We start from the raw sequence: 16,114 nt of genomic DNA, 5'->3' as shown, positions 1-16,114 counted from the left end.
GCCTACGGAGGGGTGCGCAGTGGGCAGGGCGTCTCGACACGGACACGTGCAGGCGGCGGGCTGGCTCCCGTCCGGCCTGGCCGTCCTGGTGGCGCTCGCCTGCGCCGTGGGGCTCGCCGTCGCCACCGGCGGCGCCGCCCGCCCACCGGCGGCTGCGCCCGGTGTCGACGCCTGCGGCCCACGCTGGGTGGCGGGCTGGCAGGCGGCCGCCGAGGCGGGCCCGCGCCCCGAGGGACTGGGTGGGGCCACGGTCCGGATGGTGGTGGACCCGCAGGTCACGGGTTCGCAGGTGCGCCTACGCCTGTCCAACGCCTACGGCACCACGCCGCTCGCGGTCGGTGCCGCCACCGCCGCTCGCTCGGACGGAGCCGCCGGGATGGTGGCGGGCAGCGGACGGCCGGTCGCGTTCGGCGGGCAGCAGTCGGTGGTGATCCCGCCCGGCGGGCACGTCATGAGCGACCCGGTCCCGCTGGTCGCGGAGGTGGGCAGGCCGCTGGCCGTGAGCCTGTTCCTGCCGGTGGTGCCCGAGGTCCTCACCCAGCATTCGGTGGCGCTGCGCGACACCTACCTCTCGGGGCGGGGGGACGCCACGTTCGCGGACGCCTCGGCCTTCCCCGCCGTGCTGCCGTCCTGGCCCGTGCTCAGCGGCGTGGAGGTGCGCGTGCCGCGGGCGGTGAACGCGGTCGTCGCCGTCGGCGACTCGATCACCGACGGCGTGGGCGCCGCGTCCGGGCAGCGGTGGACCGACGTGCTGTCCGCGCGCATCGCCGACACCGGCGGGGCGGCGACGATGGCGGTGCTCAACGCGGGCATCTCCGGCAACCGGCTGCTCCCGGACGACGGGCCGCGCCACGGTGAGCCGGTGACGGACCGGCTCGACCGGGACGTCCTCACCGTCGCGGGCGCCACCGACGTCGTGCTGCACGTCGGCACCAACGACATCGCCACCGGCCGCGGGGCCGAGGAGCTCGTCGCGGGCCTGCGGCTCGTCGCCGAGCGCGCCCGGTCGGCCGGCAAGCGCGTCTTCCTCACGACGGTGACGCCCTCGACCACCGGACCGCGCGGCACGCCCGGGGGTCTCGCGGCCCGCGAGGAGGTCAACGCGTGGGTCCGGGCCCACGGCCGGGAGCACGCCGATGGGGTCTTCGACTTCGCCGCCGCCGTCGCGGACCCGGCGGACCCCTCCCGGCTGGCGCCGCCCTACGACGCGGGGGACGGGCTGCACCTCTCGGCAGCCGGCTACCGGGCGCTCGCCGCCGCGGTCGATCCCACGCTGCTCACGGGCAGTCCCTGCCTCAGCGGGGACCCGGCGGCACGCGTGGTCGTCGCCGGCCGCTGACGCCGCGGGCGGAGTCGCCCCGGCCGTGTCCGCCCACGCCGGCGACGGCTTCCGCGGTCAGGGGCCGAAGGGCCAGGACGGCGCCTTGCGTCCCAGCGCGCGGCGCAGGCCGCGGCGCTTCGGCTGCTCCTCCTCGTCCTCCACCACCGGCAGCGGGCCGGTCGGGGTGTCCTCGCGGTCCAGTCGCTCGATCACCCAGTCGACCGCGAGCGCGCCGGGCGACACGCCCCGGTCGGAGGCGATCCGGCGCAGCTGCTCGATCCGCAGCGCCGGCAGGCGCAGCTGGAACACCTGCGCCGAGCCGAACCGTCCGGTGAGCTCCGTGGGGTGCTCCTCCCCGCCGCCGGAGAGCGCCGCGAGGTAGGAGTCGAGCTCCCTGTCCTCCACGGGCTCCTCGGCCTGCTCCCGGCGCGCGGGCTGCTCCCGGCGCACAGGCGCGGGAGCGCGATGTCGCGAGCGGGGCCGTTCGGGGGGCGGCGGCATGCCACGAAGCCTACGGCTCGCGCCGATCGCCCCGCTTCGCTGCGGCGGGCTCGCGGGCCTTCGAGGAGCGCGCTCGCACTGCGTGAGCGTCGGCCGTGAGGCTCACCCGGGAAGAGGGGTGTATCCGACGCCACCCGTTAGGTAACGTGCCGGTCACGGCCACGGGGGTGGCTGCGGGGCGTTCCGGACCGGGGCTGGGGTTGCCCGGGACGGGTGAGGCGACCGGTGTCCGGCGGACGGCGCAGTCCGCGGGAGGCGCGCCCCCGCTCGGTCAACGACTGGTGGGCGACCGCACGGGGAGGCGTCGATGACAATCGGTAGCGCACGTCAGGAACTCGAGGGGGAACGGTTCGCCTCGAGCGGATCGATCCCCAGCCAGCGCACTGCCGCCGACGCCTACCGCGTGTCCGAGGAGCAGCTGCGGCGCGCGCGGATGGTGGTGGCGCGCAACTCCGACGACTCCGAGGACCTGCGCCAGCTCCTCGACATGCTCGGGCTGATCTCGGCCAACCCCGACCTGCCTCCGCCCGTCACGCGCTGACGGGCCGCCCGCCGGGCGTGTGACCAGCACTGGAACGCAGACGGCGGGCGGTTGGACCCCCCCGGGTTCGGGGGCGCCGGCCGCCTGCCTTATGCTGGTCGAGCTCCCAACGGAAAGCCGTTGGAGGGCGGGGACCCCCGGGTCCAAGCCCCCATCGTCTAGCGGCCTAGGACTCCGCCCTTTCAAGGCGGCAGCGCGGGTTCGAATCCCGTTGGGGGTACGCTCCACCAGTACGACCAGTACAACAGCAAGGCCCAGTGGCGCAGTTGGTTAGCGCGTCGCCCTGTCACGGCGAAGGTCGCGGGTTCGAGTCCCGTCTGGGTCGCACCACCTCCCGGTGTAGTGCCGGGTTCTCGGCCAGGTAGCTCAGTTGGTACGAGCGACCGCCTGAAAAGCGGTAGGTCGGCGGTTCGACCCCGCCCCTGGCCACCACAGCCCGACGCCGCGTCCGGCCGGGTTCTCCGGGTCCGCTTCTCACTGCGGGCATGACCGCCGTCACAGCCCTTCATTCCTCTCCGCCTCCCTCGGTTAGGCTTTCCTGTGGTGCTGCGCGCGCGCTTGGGCCGTCCGGGCCGAGAGCGTCCGGCCGTTGCCCGCCCTGCCAGGGCCGTTCGGCGTTCGGCGGCACGTACGGGGCACACTGACCGGTGACGTACGGTCGTCGTCCGGCTACCATCCGCCCGGATGGGGGAATGAAACGCCAGGATGAGGGCTCGGCTGAAAGGTTTCAGGGGATGCCAGTGCCACGACGCGCACCGATCGGGGTAACTCGATGGTCCGTCTGGACGCTCCCGTTCCCCGTGCTCGCGGTCATCCTCGCGGTCGAACTCCTGGCCCTCGGCACCCTGGCCACGGCGGTCTCGCGAGACGTCCCGGTCCTCCCCGAGAACTGGGCCGTGCTGCTGGCCGTCCTCGTCGCGGCCGGACTAGTGAGCACCGAGGCGTCGCTCGGCGTCGAGCGGGTGCGCGACCGCTCCGACGAGAGCCCGCACATCGACCTCAGCTCGGTGTGGGCGTTCGCGGCGGCCGCTCTGTTGCCCGGCGCGCTCGCGAGCGTCGTGGTGATCGGCATCTACGGCCACCTCTACGCCCGGGTGTGGCGCCGCACCGGAGTGCCTCCGCACCGCGCCCTGTTCAGCACGGCCACCGTCGTGCTCGCCGTGCAGGCGGCCGCGGCCGTCACCGGGCTGGTCGATCGCGACGCGCTCTTCCACACGGTGGAGGGCCTCGGCGCGGTCCTGCTCGCGCTCCTGGCCTACGCGGCCGTCAACATGGTGCTGGTCGTCGCCGTCATCGTGCTGAGCGGCCCGAACCGCGACCTCCCCACGTTCCTGCACGTCCTCGCCCACGGCGACGAGGCCGTGCTCGAGTTCGCCACGCTCTCGATGGGCGCGCTCGCCGCGGGGGCGATGGCCGCGCTCGGTCCGGCGTACGCCGTCCTGGTGCTGCCCCCGCTGATCGTCCTGCACCGCACCGTGCTCGTGCGGCAGCTGGAGGAGGCCGCCAGCGTCGACGGCAAGACCGGCTTGCTCAACGCGGCCGCCTGGCACGTGCGCGCGGCCCGGGTCCTGCGGCGCGCCGAGCGCACCGACGGCCGGGTCGGTCTGCTGGTGCTGGACCTCGACCACTTCAAGCTCATCAACGACCGCCACGGGCACCTGGTCGGCGACCACGTGCTCGCCGCCGTGGCCGCCGCGGTGCGGGCGGAGGTGCGCGACGACGACCTCGTCGGCCGGTTCGGTGGCGAGGAGTTCGTCGTCCTGCTCCCCGGCGCCGAGGGGGACGAGGAGGCCCGGCTCGCCGCGGTCACCGTCGCCGAGCGCATCCGCAAGCGCGTGGCCGCGCTGCGCGTCGAGGTGCCGGAGATGCGCGGGGGCCTGGTCGTCGAGGCGCTCACGGTGTCGATCGGCGGGGCCACCCACCCCGCGGACGGCACCGACCTCGCCCAGCTGCTCGAGGTGGCCGACACCGCGATGTACGCCGCCAAGCGCGCCGGTCGCAACACGGTGCGCATGGGGCTGCACACCGTACCGAGCGGCGTGACCCGGCCCACCCCGCACCGCCGTTCCTGACCCCGTCGGCCGGGACGCCGCCGCCGGGCGCGTGGCACGATCGTCGGCAGCCCGGGGCCGATCCGGCCCGCGCCCGCCGAGGAACCCACCGATGCACGCCACGACGACCACCCCGACCGGCTCGTCCGCCCGGTCGGAGGTCGAGCACATCGCGCTCGACCTGTTCACCGAGCGCGGGTTCGACACCACCACCGTCGACGACATCGCGGCCGCGGCCGGCATCGGCAGGCGCACCGTCTTCCGCTACTGCCCGTCGAAGAACGACATCCCGTGGGGTGCCACGCCCCGGCCCAGGCTCCCCACCTGACGAACGGCACTCCCGTCGGAACCTAGCCGACGAAAGTGCCGTTCGTCATGGCGATCCCGTTTCCGGATCAGGGGGCCGCCGGCAGCACGGCGCCGGGGACGGTGGCTCCTGTCGCGGGCTCGACGCCCACCGGCGCGTCGGTGGACGGGCCGCTGCCGGCCGCTGCCCCGTCGGCAGGCTGGGGGTCCGTGGTGCCGGTGGCCGGTTCGTCCGAGGCGGCGTCGTCGCTCGGCTCGTCGGTCGGCTCGTCGGCGGGCTCATCAGCGGGTTCGTCGGTCGGCTCGTCGGCGGGTTCGTCGGCGGGCTCGTCCGAGGGTTCGTCGCCCGGCTCGTCGGAAGGCTCGTCGGCCGGGTCGTCGCCCTGTCCGATCGTGTTCGTCGCGTCGTTGGCTGCGGGAAGCGCGGGAACGGCCGCCGGGACCGGTAGGGCGCCGAGCGCCGGCGGCGCTGCCGGTAGCGCAGGGGCGTCGGCGGGGAGCGCGGGTGCGGCCGGGAGTGCGGGTGGGGCCGCCGGCACCGCGGGCACGTCGGCCGGGAGCGCGGGCGTGGCCGGCAGCGGTGGGGCGGCCGGCACCGCGGGAGCGGGCAGGAGCGCACCCGGGTCCGGGGGCGTCGGCACCACTCCGGGGCTCGGGAGCGTCGGCGTGGGCACCGGCGGGACGCCCGGAACCGGCACGGGGGTCGGCGGGAGCGGCGGCACCTGCTCGGCCACGTCGAGCGTGGTCGGCGCGGCCGACGGTTCGGCGGCCAGCGCGGTCGAGGTACCGAGACCGGTGGCGAGCATCCCCACGGTCAGCGCGGCGATCGACAGGGTCACGGTGTTCCGACTCCGCATCGGAGCCTCCCCACATCGGATGGACAAGACGTCCGGAATGATGCGTCTGGGGCTGGTGTGACGCCAGGGAAAGAACACGGACGGGAACGGCGGCGTTGCCGGGGTCGTGACCTCTCGTGATCACCACCGCGCGCGGGCACCGGGTCGGGCGTCACCCGGTCCAGGGTCGCGTGCGCGCCGACTGCCCGACGCGCCGCGCGCCACGCCGGTGGTGCCCGGCGCGCCGGACGACGGGGTCACGCGATGGGGTGGGAGTTGATCGTGAGGCCCCGCCGCCGGTCAGGTGTCACTCGGCGTGCACGGGATCGCGCACGGTGGTGACGCAGGGTCAGCGGGTGAGCTTCTGCAGCCGACGGGTGGTGGGCCACCGCACCGAGTGCGCCCAGCCGAGCCGCTCGAAGGCCCAGATGACGCGGGCCGAGATGTCCACCTGGCCGCGCTGCACCCCGTGCCGCGCGCACGTCGGGTCGGCGTGGTGCAGGTTGTGCCAGGACTCGCCGAAGGACAGCACCGCCAGCCACCAGACGTTGGCCGAGCGGTCGCGGGCGGCGAACGGGCGGTCGCCCACCATGTGGCAGATCGAGTTGATCGACCACGTGACGTGGTGGAGCACGGCGACACGCACCAGCCCGGCCCAGAACAGCGCGGTGAGCGCGCCCCACCAGGTGCCCGACACGAGCCCGCCGATCAGGGCGGGCACGGCGAGGCTGGCGAGCGTCAGCGGGACGAACAGCCGGTCGACGGCGACGATGTCGCGGTCGGCGAGCAGGTCGGGGGCGAAGCGGTGGGCGTTGGTGCGGTCGCGGTCGAGGATCCAGCCCATGTGGGAGTGCCAGAAGCCGCGGATCATCGCCCGGGGCCCGGTGCCGAACAGCCACGGCGAGTGCGGGTCGCCCTCCTTGTCGGAGAAGGCGTGGTGGCGGCGGTGGTCGGCGACCCACCCGATCACGGTGCCCTGGAACGCGGTGCTGCCGATCACCGCGAGCGCGATCCGCAGCGGCCGCTTCGCCTTGAAGGAGCCGTGCGTGAAGTAGCGGTGGAAGCCGACCGTGACGCCGAGCCCGGTGAGGAAGTAGAAGGTCACGGCCAGGACGACGTCGAGCCACGACAGGCCCCAACCCCAGGCCAGCGGCACCGCGGCCGCGAGCGCGAGCAGGGGGACGACCATGAAGGCGATGACCAGCGCCTGCTCGGTGGCGCTCTTGCGCCCGTCGGTGAGCGGTGCGGCGTCGGGCCGGTGCGTGGCGGCAGCGGTCATGGGGCTCCTCGTCGACGAGCGCGGGCGGTCCGCACCCGCGAGCGCGGATAACGGTACGGCAACGACGGGTGGTTGCGGACGGGCCGGCGGCGCCCCGGACCGGCGATTCGTACTTTCGGACCAGTGCTGTCGTGATAGGTTCGCGCGCGGTTGCAGTCGTGTCTTCCTCGATCGTTGTGAAGCGTCCGTGGAGAGTGACGGTGGGCTTCGCAGGCGCTCGAGGGCATCCTCTTCGCGTCCGGCGGCGGTCCCGTGCAGCCCCCGGTCGGCACACAGTCGGCAGGGCCCGCTACACGTATGGAGAACAGGTATGCCGCAGGGCACCGTCAAGTGGTTCAACGCCGAGAAGGGCTTCGGCTTCATCGCCACCGACGACAACGGTCCGGACGTCTTCGTCCACTACTCGGCCATCCAGTCGGACGGCTTCCGCACCCTCGAGGAGAACCAGCGGGTCTCGTTCGAGGCGAGCCAGGGCGCCAAGGGTCCGCAGGCCGACACGGTCCGCCCCATCTGAGCCAGCCCCACCCAGCACGTCACGGTGCCGGCGATCCCCTGCGGGTCGCCGGCACCGGTGCGTCCGGCCCCGTTGACCCCTGCGGTGTCCAGTAGCGGAGCCAGGCGGCGGTCCGGGCGAGGCCCTCGTCGATGCCGAACGACGCCACCTCCCCGCACAGCACGTAGCGCCGCCCCGGCTCGCCGCGTTCGAGCGCGAGCAGGTGCCCGGCGGCCGCGTCCTCGGCGAGCACCCACCCCACCCGAGCGTCGACCACGGCGGGCACGGCCCCGCGCGCGGCCGCCAGCAAGAGGCCGTTGTAGGACAGTGGGCCCGCGGGGCTCGGGCCGTAGATGCTCACCGGGTTGACGACCACCGCACCCATGCCGTCGGCGGCCGCCGCGAGCACCAGTTCCTCGGCCTCGGCCTTCGCGAGCGAGTACGCGTCGCGGAGTGCGGGCGGCCCGGCCGGGCGTTCGGACACCAGGCCGTCGGCGTCGATCACGGCGGCGCTGCTGCTGGTGCAGACGAAGCGCGCCACACCCGCCGCGCGGGCCGCGGCGAGCACGGCGGCCGTACCGTCGACGTTCGCGCGCCGCGTCTCCTCGGCGGAACCCCCCACCGTGCCCGCGACGTGGAACACGCCGTCGCACCCTCCCGCGGCGCGCAGGAGCGAGGCGGGATCGCCGAGGTCACCCACCACCACGTCGACGCCGGCCGGGAGGAGGGCCTGCGCCTTGCGCGGGTCGCGCACCAGCGCTCGCACGTCGTGGCCGCCGCGGACGGCACGACCGACGAGGACGCTCCCGAGGTAGCCCGTGGCTCCGGTGACCAGCAGCACGCCGGCCATCGTCGCAGCCGCTGGTCGACGACGACCGGTGCCCGCGCCGGAGGACGCCGCCCCGGGACGGCCGTCGATCCCCGACCGCCAACCGGTCACCTGCCGTTCACCGCGGGTGAAGGAGCGCTCCCGCAGGGTGCGGCCCGCTCGTCTCGGCGCCCGGGTCGGTCGTCGCTACGGGCTCCACGACCCGTTCCCGGAGGAGCATGCTCGGTGTTGAGGCTCACAGCGGAAAGACGCAGAGCCACCCCCAGAGCAACACCGGACGATCGGCACGGAGGTCAACAGATGTCGGGCTGGAACAGCTACCGCGCGGTCTACGGCGCGGAGCTGCGCGCGGCTGCGCGCGAGTTCGACGACCACGGCTGGCCGGTCGTCGCGGCGTCACCCACGACGCTCCTGCTGGTCACCGGTGGCGCCCTGGACGTCGTCGAGGTGCCTGCGGCGGTCGGGCGCCAGGTCTGCGCCCACCTGCGCGACACCGGTTCGGTCGTGCCGATCGCCGCCACGCCCACCGGCGCCTGGTGGTTCCCCGTCACGCCGGGCGCGACGCTGCCCGCCGAGCTGCACGCGCTCGACGGCGTCGTCCTGCACACCGCGGGCGCCACCGTGCTCGCCCCGCCGTCGGAGGTGCCCGACGGCTGGGTGCACTGGCGGGTCGCTCCCGGCCTCGTCGGCTACCGCGTGCCCGCGGCCGACCTGATCCTCGATGCTGCCGCCGACGCCGTGCGGTGGCACTCCGACCGGACACCGCACCCGGGCGCCCAGCGGCCCGCCGGTGCTCTGGTGCTCGGAACGCGGTCCTAGACCGCGCAACCGGCGACCCGGTTCCACCCTTTCGCTGACGCGGCTCGTCGCGCCGCGCCGGAGGGCACCGGGAGCGCCGGTGGTGCGGCGCCCGAGGGGGCACTCCTCCCTCGCCGCGCAGCCGCACCACGAACGTGGCCGGGGTCGGTGGAGAACCATCGACCCCGGCCAGACCCATTCGCGACGCGACGGGAGCCGAGCGCCTCCCGGTGCCGTGGGGGCATCACGTCCCCGGGAGGCGCTGCTCCCGACCGGAAGGGCCCTCGCGGGTCCGTTCGGCAGCGGGCGCCGGGTCCGGTGGGGGCCGGCCGCCGCCACCCGGCAGACGGTCGGCGCACGTTCCGGACACCATGTCTACGAGCGGGCGGGCACTATGGGTTCGTGCAGACCTCGCAGTCCCCCCGATCGGACGCGTCGCCGCCCGCGACTCCTCCGTCCGTGCCACCAGGGGCCCCGCGCAGGCGGCCGGTCGTGGAGGTCGGTCTCGGGCTCGGCCGGATGGACGCCGCCCGGGCGCGAGATCTGCGCCGGATGAAGATGCTGGCCACCGGCCTGCTCCTCGTCGCCACCGTCATCTTCCTGCTGGCGCGGTGGTGGGAGGTGAACGACGGCCCGGTCTGGGTCGGGTACGTCCGCGCGATGGCCGAGGCGGGCATGGTCGGCGCGCTCGCCGACTGGTTCGCCGTCACCGCCCTGTTCCGGCGGCCGCTCGGGCTGCCGATCCCGCACACCGCGATCATCCCGACGAAGAAGGACGTGCTCGGCGACAGCCTGGGCGACTTCGTCGGCGAGAACTTCCTGGCCGAGGACGTGGTCCGCGACAAGCTGGCCCGGGTCGAGGTCTCCTCCCGCGTCGGCTCGTGGATCGGGCAGGAGGCCAACGCCGACCGCGTCACCGCCGAGCTCGCCACCGCCGCCCGCGGCGTCGTCACCGTGCTGCGCGACGACGACGTGCAGGAGGTCATCGAGCAGGTCCTCGTCCGCAAGCTCATGGAGCGGCCGGTGGGCCCGCCGCTGGGCACGGTTCTGGAGGGCGTGCTCGCCGACGGCGCCCACCACCGGCTCGTCGACCTCGTCTGCGACCGCGCCTACGACTGGGTGAGCGCCAACCACGACACCGTGCTGCGGATCGTGCACGACCGTGCGCCGACGTGGTCGCCCCGCTTCGTCGACGACCTCATCGCCGACCGCGTCTTCCTCGAGGTGCAGAACTTCGCCTGGGCGGTGAAGACCGACCCGGAGCACCCACTGCGCAAGGCGATCGACACGTTCCTCGTCGAGTTCGCCGCCGACCTGCAGCGCGACCCCGACACGATCGAGCGCGCCGAGCGGATCAAGCACCAGATCGTCGGGCACCCGGAGGTGCAGCGGTTCATCGGCCGCGCGTGGGGCACGGTGAAGGGCCTGATCCTGGACGCGGCGGCCGACCCGTCGAGCGCCCTGCGCACGCGGGTGCGCGACGGGCTGGTGTCGTTCGGCGCCCGGCTGACGGGCGACCCGGAGCTGCGCGCGAAGCTCGACGGCTGGCTCGCCGACGCCGCGGGCTACGTCGTGCGGCACTACCGCGGCGAGATCACCACGCTGATCACCGACACCGTCGAGCGCTGGGACGCCGAGGAGACCTCCCGCAAGGTCGAGCTGCAGGTGGGGCGCGACCTGCAGTTCATCCGCATCAACGGCACGGTCGTGGGCTCCCTCGCGGGCCTCGTCATCTACACCGTGGGCCAGCTGGCGTTCGGGGCCTGACGGTCTCGTACCCCGTTCGGGTGTGAACAGGCTCATCTACCTGCGCAAGCAGTGTGCTTGCAACAGCTAGCACTGCGGCGTACCATCGACGGGGACGGACGGAGGTGAGTGCGAGTGACGCCGACGGAGCGACCCGCCGACGGCGGCCCGAGCGAGCGGGTCGGCCACGCGGTCGAGCAGGTGGGCCAGGTGGTCGGGCACGCCGGTCAGGCCGTAGGCCAGGCCGTCGACGACATCGGCGCCTACATCCGCAGCCAGCGCGAGGGCGCGCAGGTCTCGCTGCGTCAGCTCGCCCGCACCGCCGGAGTCAGCAACCCCTACCTCAGCCAGATCGAGCGGGGGCTGCGCAAGCCGTCCGCCGAGATCCTCCAGCAGATCGCCAAAGGTCTGCGGATCTCCGCGGAGGCCCTGTACGTGAAGGCCGGGTTCCTCGACGAGAGGCCCGCGAGCGCCGTCACCGACGCCGTGCTCGCCGACCCGGAGCTGACGGAGCGCCAGAAGCAGGTGCTCCTCGACATCTACCAGTCCTTCCGACGGGAGAACGACCACGCCGTCGTCCCCGCGACCGACGAGTCGTCGTCACACGAGGAGTGATCACCATGGCTGTGGATCTGCCGACCACCGCGGACGTCCGCAAGGCCCGCCACGACGCGGCGAAGACCGCCGCCGAGCGCGCCGAGCTCGCGCGCACCCCGCTGCTCGCCGTCCTGGGCGCGGGTGACCTCGCGGTCACCGCCGTCTCCAAGGCCGTCGCCGCCGCGCGCACCCGTGCGGCCTCGCAGGCCGAGGGCGTGCAGCACCGGGTGGCCGACCTGCCGCAGCACCTGAACGGCGAGGAGCTGCGCAAGACCGTCGCCGGCCTGCGCACCCAGGCCGAGCACGCCTACGCGGGCTTCGCCGAGCAGGGCGAGCGGACCTGGGGCCGCATCCGCAAGCAGCCGCAGGTCAAGGAGGCGCTCGCGCGGATCGAGGGCTACACCGAGAAGCTCGACGCCCGCGTCGACGATCTCGTCGACGACGCGCGCGACGCCACGGAGAAGGCCCTCACCGTGGTCACCACGCAGACCCGGTCCACGGGCGAGCGGGTGGCGCGGGCCACGCAGCGCTTCACCGGGCGCACCGCTGAGACCGTCGCCGAGGTGAGCCGCGACGCGTCGACGACCGTCGCCCACGCCGGCACCGACGCCGCCGAGAGCATCAGCGGGGCCGGGGCGGAGGTGGCGCACGAGACGCGCAGCACCACCCGCAAGGCCGCCAACCGCACGGCTCCGAAGACGGCTCCGAAGGCCGCTCCGAAGGCCGCGGCGAGCAAGCCCGCCCCTCGGAACGGCGCGTCGAACGGCACGTCCGGCAGCTGATCCGCTGCGCACCACCGCTGCCCCCGGGGTCTCCCGCGCCCCGGGGGCAGCGGTGCGTTCCGGGGCTCGTTCGCGGCGCCTGTCGTCGCCGGCAACGACCGCTCATCCGCACCGGGGATGTGCGCGCACCGTGCGCGCACGTACTCTGGTCGTGTGAGCCTGCTGTACGACCTCGACGACTGGGTGCTGTGGGCAATCTGGTTGCTGGCCATCCCCGTGGGCGGGTACGCGTTCGTCCACGCGCTGATGCAACGCGCCGACGCGTTCACCGCCGTCGACAAGCTGACCAAGCCGGCCTGGCTCGGCATCACCGGCGCGAGCCTGCTCGTGCTCATCGTCTTCCAGGGCGGCCCGCGCAGCAGCGGCACGCTGTTCTGGCTGGCCGCGCTCGTCGCGGTGCTCGTCTACATCGTCGACGTCAAGCCGGCCGTCGTCCGCGTGCAGGGCGGTGGCCAGCGCTGGTGAGCGACTGGACGGTACTGGGCACGCTGCGGGCCGTCCCCGCGCTCGATCGGCCCGACCTGCTGGGCGAGCCCGTCGCGCACGCCCTCAAGGCGCTCGACCCCGCTGACGCCGAGCTCGTCGGTGTCGCGGAGATCGACCCCGGGCTCGCCGACACCGCGGAGTTCTGCGCCGCCTACTCCTCGCCGCTGGAGCGCTCGGCCAACTGCGTGGTCGTGGCCGGCCGCCGCGGCGGCGACACCCGCTATGCCGCGTGCCTGGTGCTCGCCACCACCCGTGCAGACGTCAACGGCCTGGTTCGCAGGCGCATCGACGCCCGCAAGGCCTCCTTCGCGCCGATGGACGACGCCGTCGCCCTCACCGGGATGGAGTACGGCGGCATCACCGCGGTCGGCCTGCCCGAGGGCTGGCCGCTGCTGGTCGACGCCGCGGTCGCGGCCGCACCCGCCGTGGTGATCGGCAGCGGGATCCGCGGCTCGAAGCTGGCACTGCCAGGAGAACTGGCGGCAAGGCTCCCCGGCGCAGAGGTAGTGGAGGGCCTGGGCCGCTGAGCCGACCCACGTCGCACACCCAGCCCTCACTTCGCACAAGGCGGGCGGTGTGCGGAGTGCGCACCAGGTGCGCGAAGTGACTCAGGGTGAAGTGGCTCGGGGCTCTGTGGCGTACGGCGTGAGACCTGCGCGGAGCAGTGTGAACGCGTGATCGGCCTCCGCCCGGGCGACCGGGGCCAGGTCCTCGGCGTTGGTCCCGGCGGCGATGCGCTGCTGGTTGTCGTCGGCGAGCTCGCGCAGGACGGCCTGGATCTGGTTCGCCGCCAGGCGTGCGGTGAGCTGCGGGTGCGGCGCCTGCGGGGCTGCGGTGAGCAGGGCTGAGGCGAGGCTCTCCACGCTGCGGACCTGGTACCGCAGCAGTGTCGCCCGCAGGGCGGGGGTGTCGGAGACGAGCCGGTAGAACGCCACGACCTGGGGGACGTCGCAGAGGCCGCTGATCGGGTCGTGGCGGTCGAGGGCGTCGTGCAGGTGTCGCTGGAGCGCGTCGAGGGGCGGCTCGCCTGCGGCGCGGTCCCGGACGACGCGGGCCGCCTCGTCCTCGTGGTCGGCGAACCGGTGCAGGACGAGGTCGTCCTTCGTCGGGAAGTAGGCGAACAGGGTGCGCTTGGAGACCTCGGCGGCCGCCGCGATCTCGGCCACCGGGACGTCGTCGTAGCCGCGCTCGAGGAACAGCGCGATCGCCGCCTCCGAGATCGCCCTCCGGGTGCGTGCCTTCTTCCGTTCCCGCAGCCCCAGGTGCTCGTCCACGGCGCAACCTTACCCTCGGTTGATTTCTGCACTCGGTCTACTTATGCTCTCAGTGTGGGCACGACGATGCACCAGACCGACCAGGACCTTGTCGAGCCCGAGATTCGCGCCGAGCGCGACTACATGGACACCTGTCGCGCAACATTGGCCCGCATGCGTGCGGAGGTCAGCACGATGCTGGCTGTCGGCGCGGGTGAGGGCGATGCCGTCGCGGACAAGTACTCCAACCACGCGCTGCGTCAACACCGCACGCGGTTGATCAAGAGATTGGCGGACCGCGACGGCGCGCCGTTGTTCTTCGGACGCCTGGTCTACCCACCGGGCGAGATCCACGACGGCGTCCCCGGGTCGGGCGGTGACCACGTGTACGTCGGACGTCTCGGCATCCGCGACGACGACGGCGAGTCCTTGGTCATCGACTGGCGTGCCCCACTGGCGCGCGCGTTCTACGAGGCCGGTCAGCATGATCGAATGGGGGTTCGGGTTCGCCGCCGCTACGGCTTCGACCACGACGGTGTGCTGAGCGCCTTCGAGGACGAACCACTCGACCGTCAGGTCGCGTCCGGTGCTGGGGAAGGCCTGCTGGCCGCGGAGATCGAGCGGCCCCGCACGGGGCCGATGCGCGACATCGCCGCCACGATCCAACCGGAACAGATGAGGCTGGTGCGTGCTCCGCTGGGGCGCACGCTGTGCATCCAGGGTGCGCCTGGCACGGGCAAGACCGCGGTGGGCCTGCACCGTCTGGCGTATCTGCTCTACTCCGAGCGGGACCGGCTGCGGAGGCAGGGTGGGGTTGCCGTGATCGGCCCCAACCGCTCGTTCCTCTCCTACATCCGCAGCGTCCTGCCGGCCCTCGGTGAGGTGGAGGTCTCGCAGGCCACCATCGACGAGCTCACCGGATCGGGCCTCTCCGTCGAGCGGGTCGATGATCCACGGGCGGCGCTGATCAAGGGCGACGCCAGGATGGCCGAGGTCGTCCGACGCCACCTGTGGTCCCGGATCGAGTCCCCACGGGAACCATTGGAAGTCACGGTCCAGCGCCGCACCTGGCGCCTGCCCGCCGAGGATGTCCTGGAAGAACTCCACGGCGTCCTCAGCCGCGGGATCGACTACGGCACCGGTCGGGAGCTGCTCGCTCAGCGTCTGGGGCAGATCATGGAGGGTCGCTCGGGGGCTGCGAGCGGCACCACCTCGCACCAACTCGGCCGCCACGCCGTTCGTCGGCTGTGGCCCGCGGTCGATCCGGCACGCGTGGTGTTCGATCTCCTCACCAACCGATCCCACCTGGCTCGTGCCGCAGCCGGACTCCTCTCCCCGGACGAGCAACGCGCGATCCTGCTCATGCCCCGACCACGCAGCGTGAGAGCAATGACCTGGAGCAGCCTCGACCTGGCTCTCGTCGACGAGGCCGCATCGCTGATCGAGCGCCCCGCGAAACTCGGCCACATCGTGGTCGACGAGGCCCAAGATCTCAGCCCGATGCACGTCCGGGCGATCGCCCGCCGAACGGCAGGCTCCTGCACCGTTCTCGGCGACCTGGCACAGGCCACCAGCCCTGCCGCCGTCCACGACTGGACAGCTGTCCTCGCACACCTCGACCGGCCTGACGGCCAGGTCGAGGAACTGACCCGGGGCTACCGCGTACCGGCGCAGATCATCGACTACGCCGCGCGGCTCCTGCCCCGCATCGCCCCCGGGCTACGCGGCCCAGCATCGTTCCGCCACAGCCCCGACGCCCTCCACATCACCGCAACCACGCCCGACGACATGATCGCGGCAACCATCACGACATGTGCCACCGCGCTGGCCGCCGAAGGATCGGTCGGACTCATCGCCGCCGACGACGACATCCCCGACCTCCATCGTTCCCTCTCTGCCAGCGGGCTCCCGCACCTCGTCCTGGGCGCCGACGGAACAGGCCTGCAGGCAGAGCGGCTCGCCCTCACCCCGGTCTCGCTCGCCAAGGGGCTCGAGTTCGACACGGTGATCGTCGTCGAGCCGGCCCGCATCGCGGCAGCGGAGCACCGCGGCCTCCAACGCCTCTACGTCGCCCTCACCCGAGCCGTCAGCAACTTGCACGTCATCCACGCCGAGCGCCTGCCGGCGCCGTTGGCTCAGGGAACCTGAGACGTTGCGCGCCGGCTCACGCGCCGCCGTCGTTGTGCCCGCGCCACGATCGGTGTGTGAGCGCCATGCGCTCAAGGTTCCTGCGTTCGCTCCCAGCGGACTTACTTGAACGCTGGAATGACGCCAACGGTGTAAGCGTTGGGCAAA

17 protein-coding genes and 3 tRNA genes are annotated in these 16,114 nt (G+C 73.5%); 15 read left to right on the top strand and 5 right to left on the bottom strand.

The window, feature by feature from the left end; all coding sequences use genetic code 11:
- Nucleotides 1-19 precede the first annotated feature (19 nt).
- Nucleotides 20-1,339: a GDSL-type esterase/lipase family protein gene (locus tag FB558_RS32065; protein ID WP_142059988.1), complete on the top strand. Its 1,320-nt coding sequence runs from the start codon at nucleotides 20-22 to the stop codon at nucleotides 1,337-1,339.
- A 57-nt stretch (nucleotides 1,340-1,396) separates the two neighbouring features.
- Here the strand turns inward: FB558_RS32065 and FB558_RS32060 are convergent, their stop codons facing one another.
- On the bottom strand, nucleotides 1,397-1,726 hold the full coding sequence (locus tag FB558_RS32060) for a hypothetical protein (RefSeq protein ID WP_142059986.1): 330 nt from the start codon (nucleotides 1,724-1,726) through the stop codon (nucleotides 1,397-1,399).
- A 403-nt stretch (nucleotides 1,727-2,129) separates the two neighbouring features.
- On the opposite strand from FB558_RS32060, the gene FB558_RS32055 reads away from it, so the two are divergent.
- The 6 genes from FB558_RS32055 (at nucleotide 2,130) to FB558_RS32030 (ending at nucleotide 4,742) form a co-directional block, all read left to right on the top strand.
- Complete coding sequence (locus tag FB558_RS32055; protein WP_142059984.1) at nucleotides 2,130-2,363, top strand: hypothetical protein; 234 nt, start codon at nucleotides 2,130-2,132, stop codon at nucleotides 2,361-2,363.
- Between the two features lie 147 nt (nucleotides 2,364-2,510).
- Nucleotides 2,511-2,583, top strand: a tRNA-Glu gene (locus tag FB558_RS32050).
- 31 nt (nucleotides 2,584-2,614) lie between these two features.
- Nucleotides 2,615-2,688, top strand: a tRNA-Asp gene (locus FB558_RS32045).
- A 30-nt stretch (nucleotides 2,689-2,718) separates the two neighbouring features.
- Nucleotides 2,719-2,795, top strand: a tRNA-Phe gene (locus FB558_RS32040).
- 368 nt (nucleotides 2,796-3,163) lie between these two features.
- A complete protein-coding gene (locus FB558_RS32035) occupies nucleotides 3,164-4,435 on the top strand; it encodes a GGDEF domain-containing protein (protein ID WP_142059982.1) in 1,272 nt (423 codons plus the stop codon).
- Between the two features lie 91 nt (nucleotides 4,436-4,526).
- Entirely contained in the window at nucleotides 4,527-4,742 is a 216-nt protein-coding gene (locus tag FB558_RS32030; protein WP_142059980.1) for a TetR family transcriptional regulator, read from the top strand.
- 67 nt (nucleotides 4,743-4,809) lie between these two features.
- Here FB558_RS32030 and FB558_RS32025 read toward each other — a convergent pair whose 3' ends face one another.
- Nucleotides 4,810-5,577, bottom strand: coding sequence for a hypothetical protein (locus FB558_RS32025; protein WP_142059978.1), 768 nt, complete (start codon nucleotides 5,575-5,577; stop codon nucleotides 4,810-4,812).
- Between the two features lie 328 nt (nucleotides 5,578-5,905).
- Nucleotides 5,906-6,835 carry an acyl-CoA desaturase gene (locus tag FB558_RS32020; protein WP_142059977.1) on the bottom strand — a complete coding sequence of 310 codons (930 nt, stop codon included), beginning with the start codon at nucleotides 6,833-6,835 and terminating at the stop codon, nucleotides 5,906-5,908.
- A 310-nt stretch (nucleotides 6,836-7,145) separates the two neighbouring features.
- On the opposite strand from FB558_RS32020, the gene FB558_RS32015 reads away from it, so the two are divergent.
- On the top strand, nucleotides 7,146-7,349 hold the full coding sequence (locus FB558_RS32015; protein WP_142059975.1) for a cold-shock protein: 204 nt from the start codon (nucleotides 7,146-7,148) through the stop codon (nucleotides 7,347-7,349).
- Between the two features lie 19 nt (nucleotides 7,350-7,368).
- Here the strand turns inward: FB558_RS32015 and FB558_RS32010 are convergent, their stop codons facing one another.
- On the bottom strand, nucleotides 7,369-8,268 hold the full coding sequence (locus FB558_RS32010; protein WP_142059973.1) for an NAD-dependent epimerase/dehydratase family protein: 900 nt from the start codon (nucleotides 8,266-8,268) through the stop codon (nucleotides 7,369-7,371).
- A 189-nt stretch (nucleotides 8,269-8,457) separates the two neighbouring features.
- On the opposite strand from FB558_RS32010, the gene FB558_RS32005 reads away from it, so the two are divergent.
- From FB558_RS32005 to FB558_RS31980, 6 genes are all read left to right on the top strand, one after another.
- The gene (locus FB558_RS32005; protein ID WP_142059971.1) at nucleotides 8,458-8,976 is read left to right on the top strand and encodes a bifunctional DNA primase/polymerase; all 519 of its coding nucleotides are present in this window, start codon (nucleotides 8,458-8,460) and stop codon (nucleotides 8,974-8,976) included.
- A 498-nt stretch (nucleotides 8,977-9,474) separates the two neighbouring features.
- The gene (locus FB558_RS32000) at nucleotides 9,475-10,722 is read left to right on the top strand and encodes a DUF445 domain-containing protein (RefSeq protein WP_211367029.1); all 1,248 of its coding nucleotides are present in this window, start codon (nucleotides 9,475-9,477) and stop codon (nucleotides 10,720-10,722) included.
- Between the two features lie 180 nt (nucleotides 10,723-10,902).
- Nucleotides 10,903-11,316, top strand: a complete 414-nt coding sequence (locus FB558_RS31995; RefSeq protein ID WP_211367028.1) for a helix-turn-helix domain-containing protein — start codon at nucleotides 10,903-10,905, stop codon at nucleotides 11,314-11,316.
- Nucleotides 11,317-11,321: 5 nt separating this feature from the next.
- Entirely contained in the window at nucleotides 11,322-12,080 is a 759-nt protein-coding gene (locus FB558_RS31990) for a hypothetical protein (RefSeq protein ID WP_142059967.1), read from the top strand.
- Between the two features lie 153 nt (nucleotides 12,081-12,233).
- Complete coding sequence (locus tag FB558_RS31985; RefSeq protein WP_425468112.1) at nucleotides 12,234-12,545, top strand: DUF2516 family protein; 312 nt, start codon at nucleotides 12,234-12,236, stop codon at nucleotides 12,543-12,545.
- Entirely contained in the window at nucleotides 12,542-13,093 is a 552-nt protein-coding gene (locus FB558_RS31980; protein ID WP_142059963.1) for a YbaK/EbsC family protein, read from the top strand. The genes FB558_RS31985 and FB558_RS31980 overlap by 4 nt, the downstream gene beginning before the upstream one ends.
- 81 nt (nucleotides 13,094-13,174) lie before the next feature.
- On the opposite strand, the gene FB558_RS31975 is transcribed toward FB558_RS31980, so the two are convergent.
- Complete coding sequence (locus FB558_RS31975; protein ID WP_211366999.1) at nucleotides 13,175-13,840, bottom strand: TetR/AcrR family transcriptional regulator; 666 nt, start codon at nucleotides 13,838-13,840, stop codon at nucleotides 13,175-13,177.
- Nucleotides 13,841-13,894: 54 nt separating this feature from the next.
- Here FB558_RS31975 and FB558_RS31970 point away from each other — a divergent pair, with 54 nt between their 5' ends.
- Nucleotides 13,895-15,967 carry a HelD family protein gene (locus tag FB558_RS31970; protein WP_246106904.1) on the top strand — a complete coding sequence of 691 codons (2,073 nt, stop codon included), beginning with the start codon at nucleotides 13,895-13,897 and terminating at the stop codon, nucleotides 15,965-15,967.
- Nucleotides 15,968-16,114 lie beyond the last annotated feature (147 nt).

Source organism: Pseudonocardia kunmingensis (assembly GCF_006716445.1).
Lineage (GTDB): Bacteria > Actinomycetota > Actinomycetes > Mycobacteriales > Pseudonocardiaceae > Pseudonocardia > Pseudonocardia kunmingensis.
The sequence above is the reverse complement of the archived record's forward strand: the minus strand, read 5'-3'. Positions and strand labels throughout refer to the sequence as shown.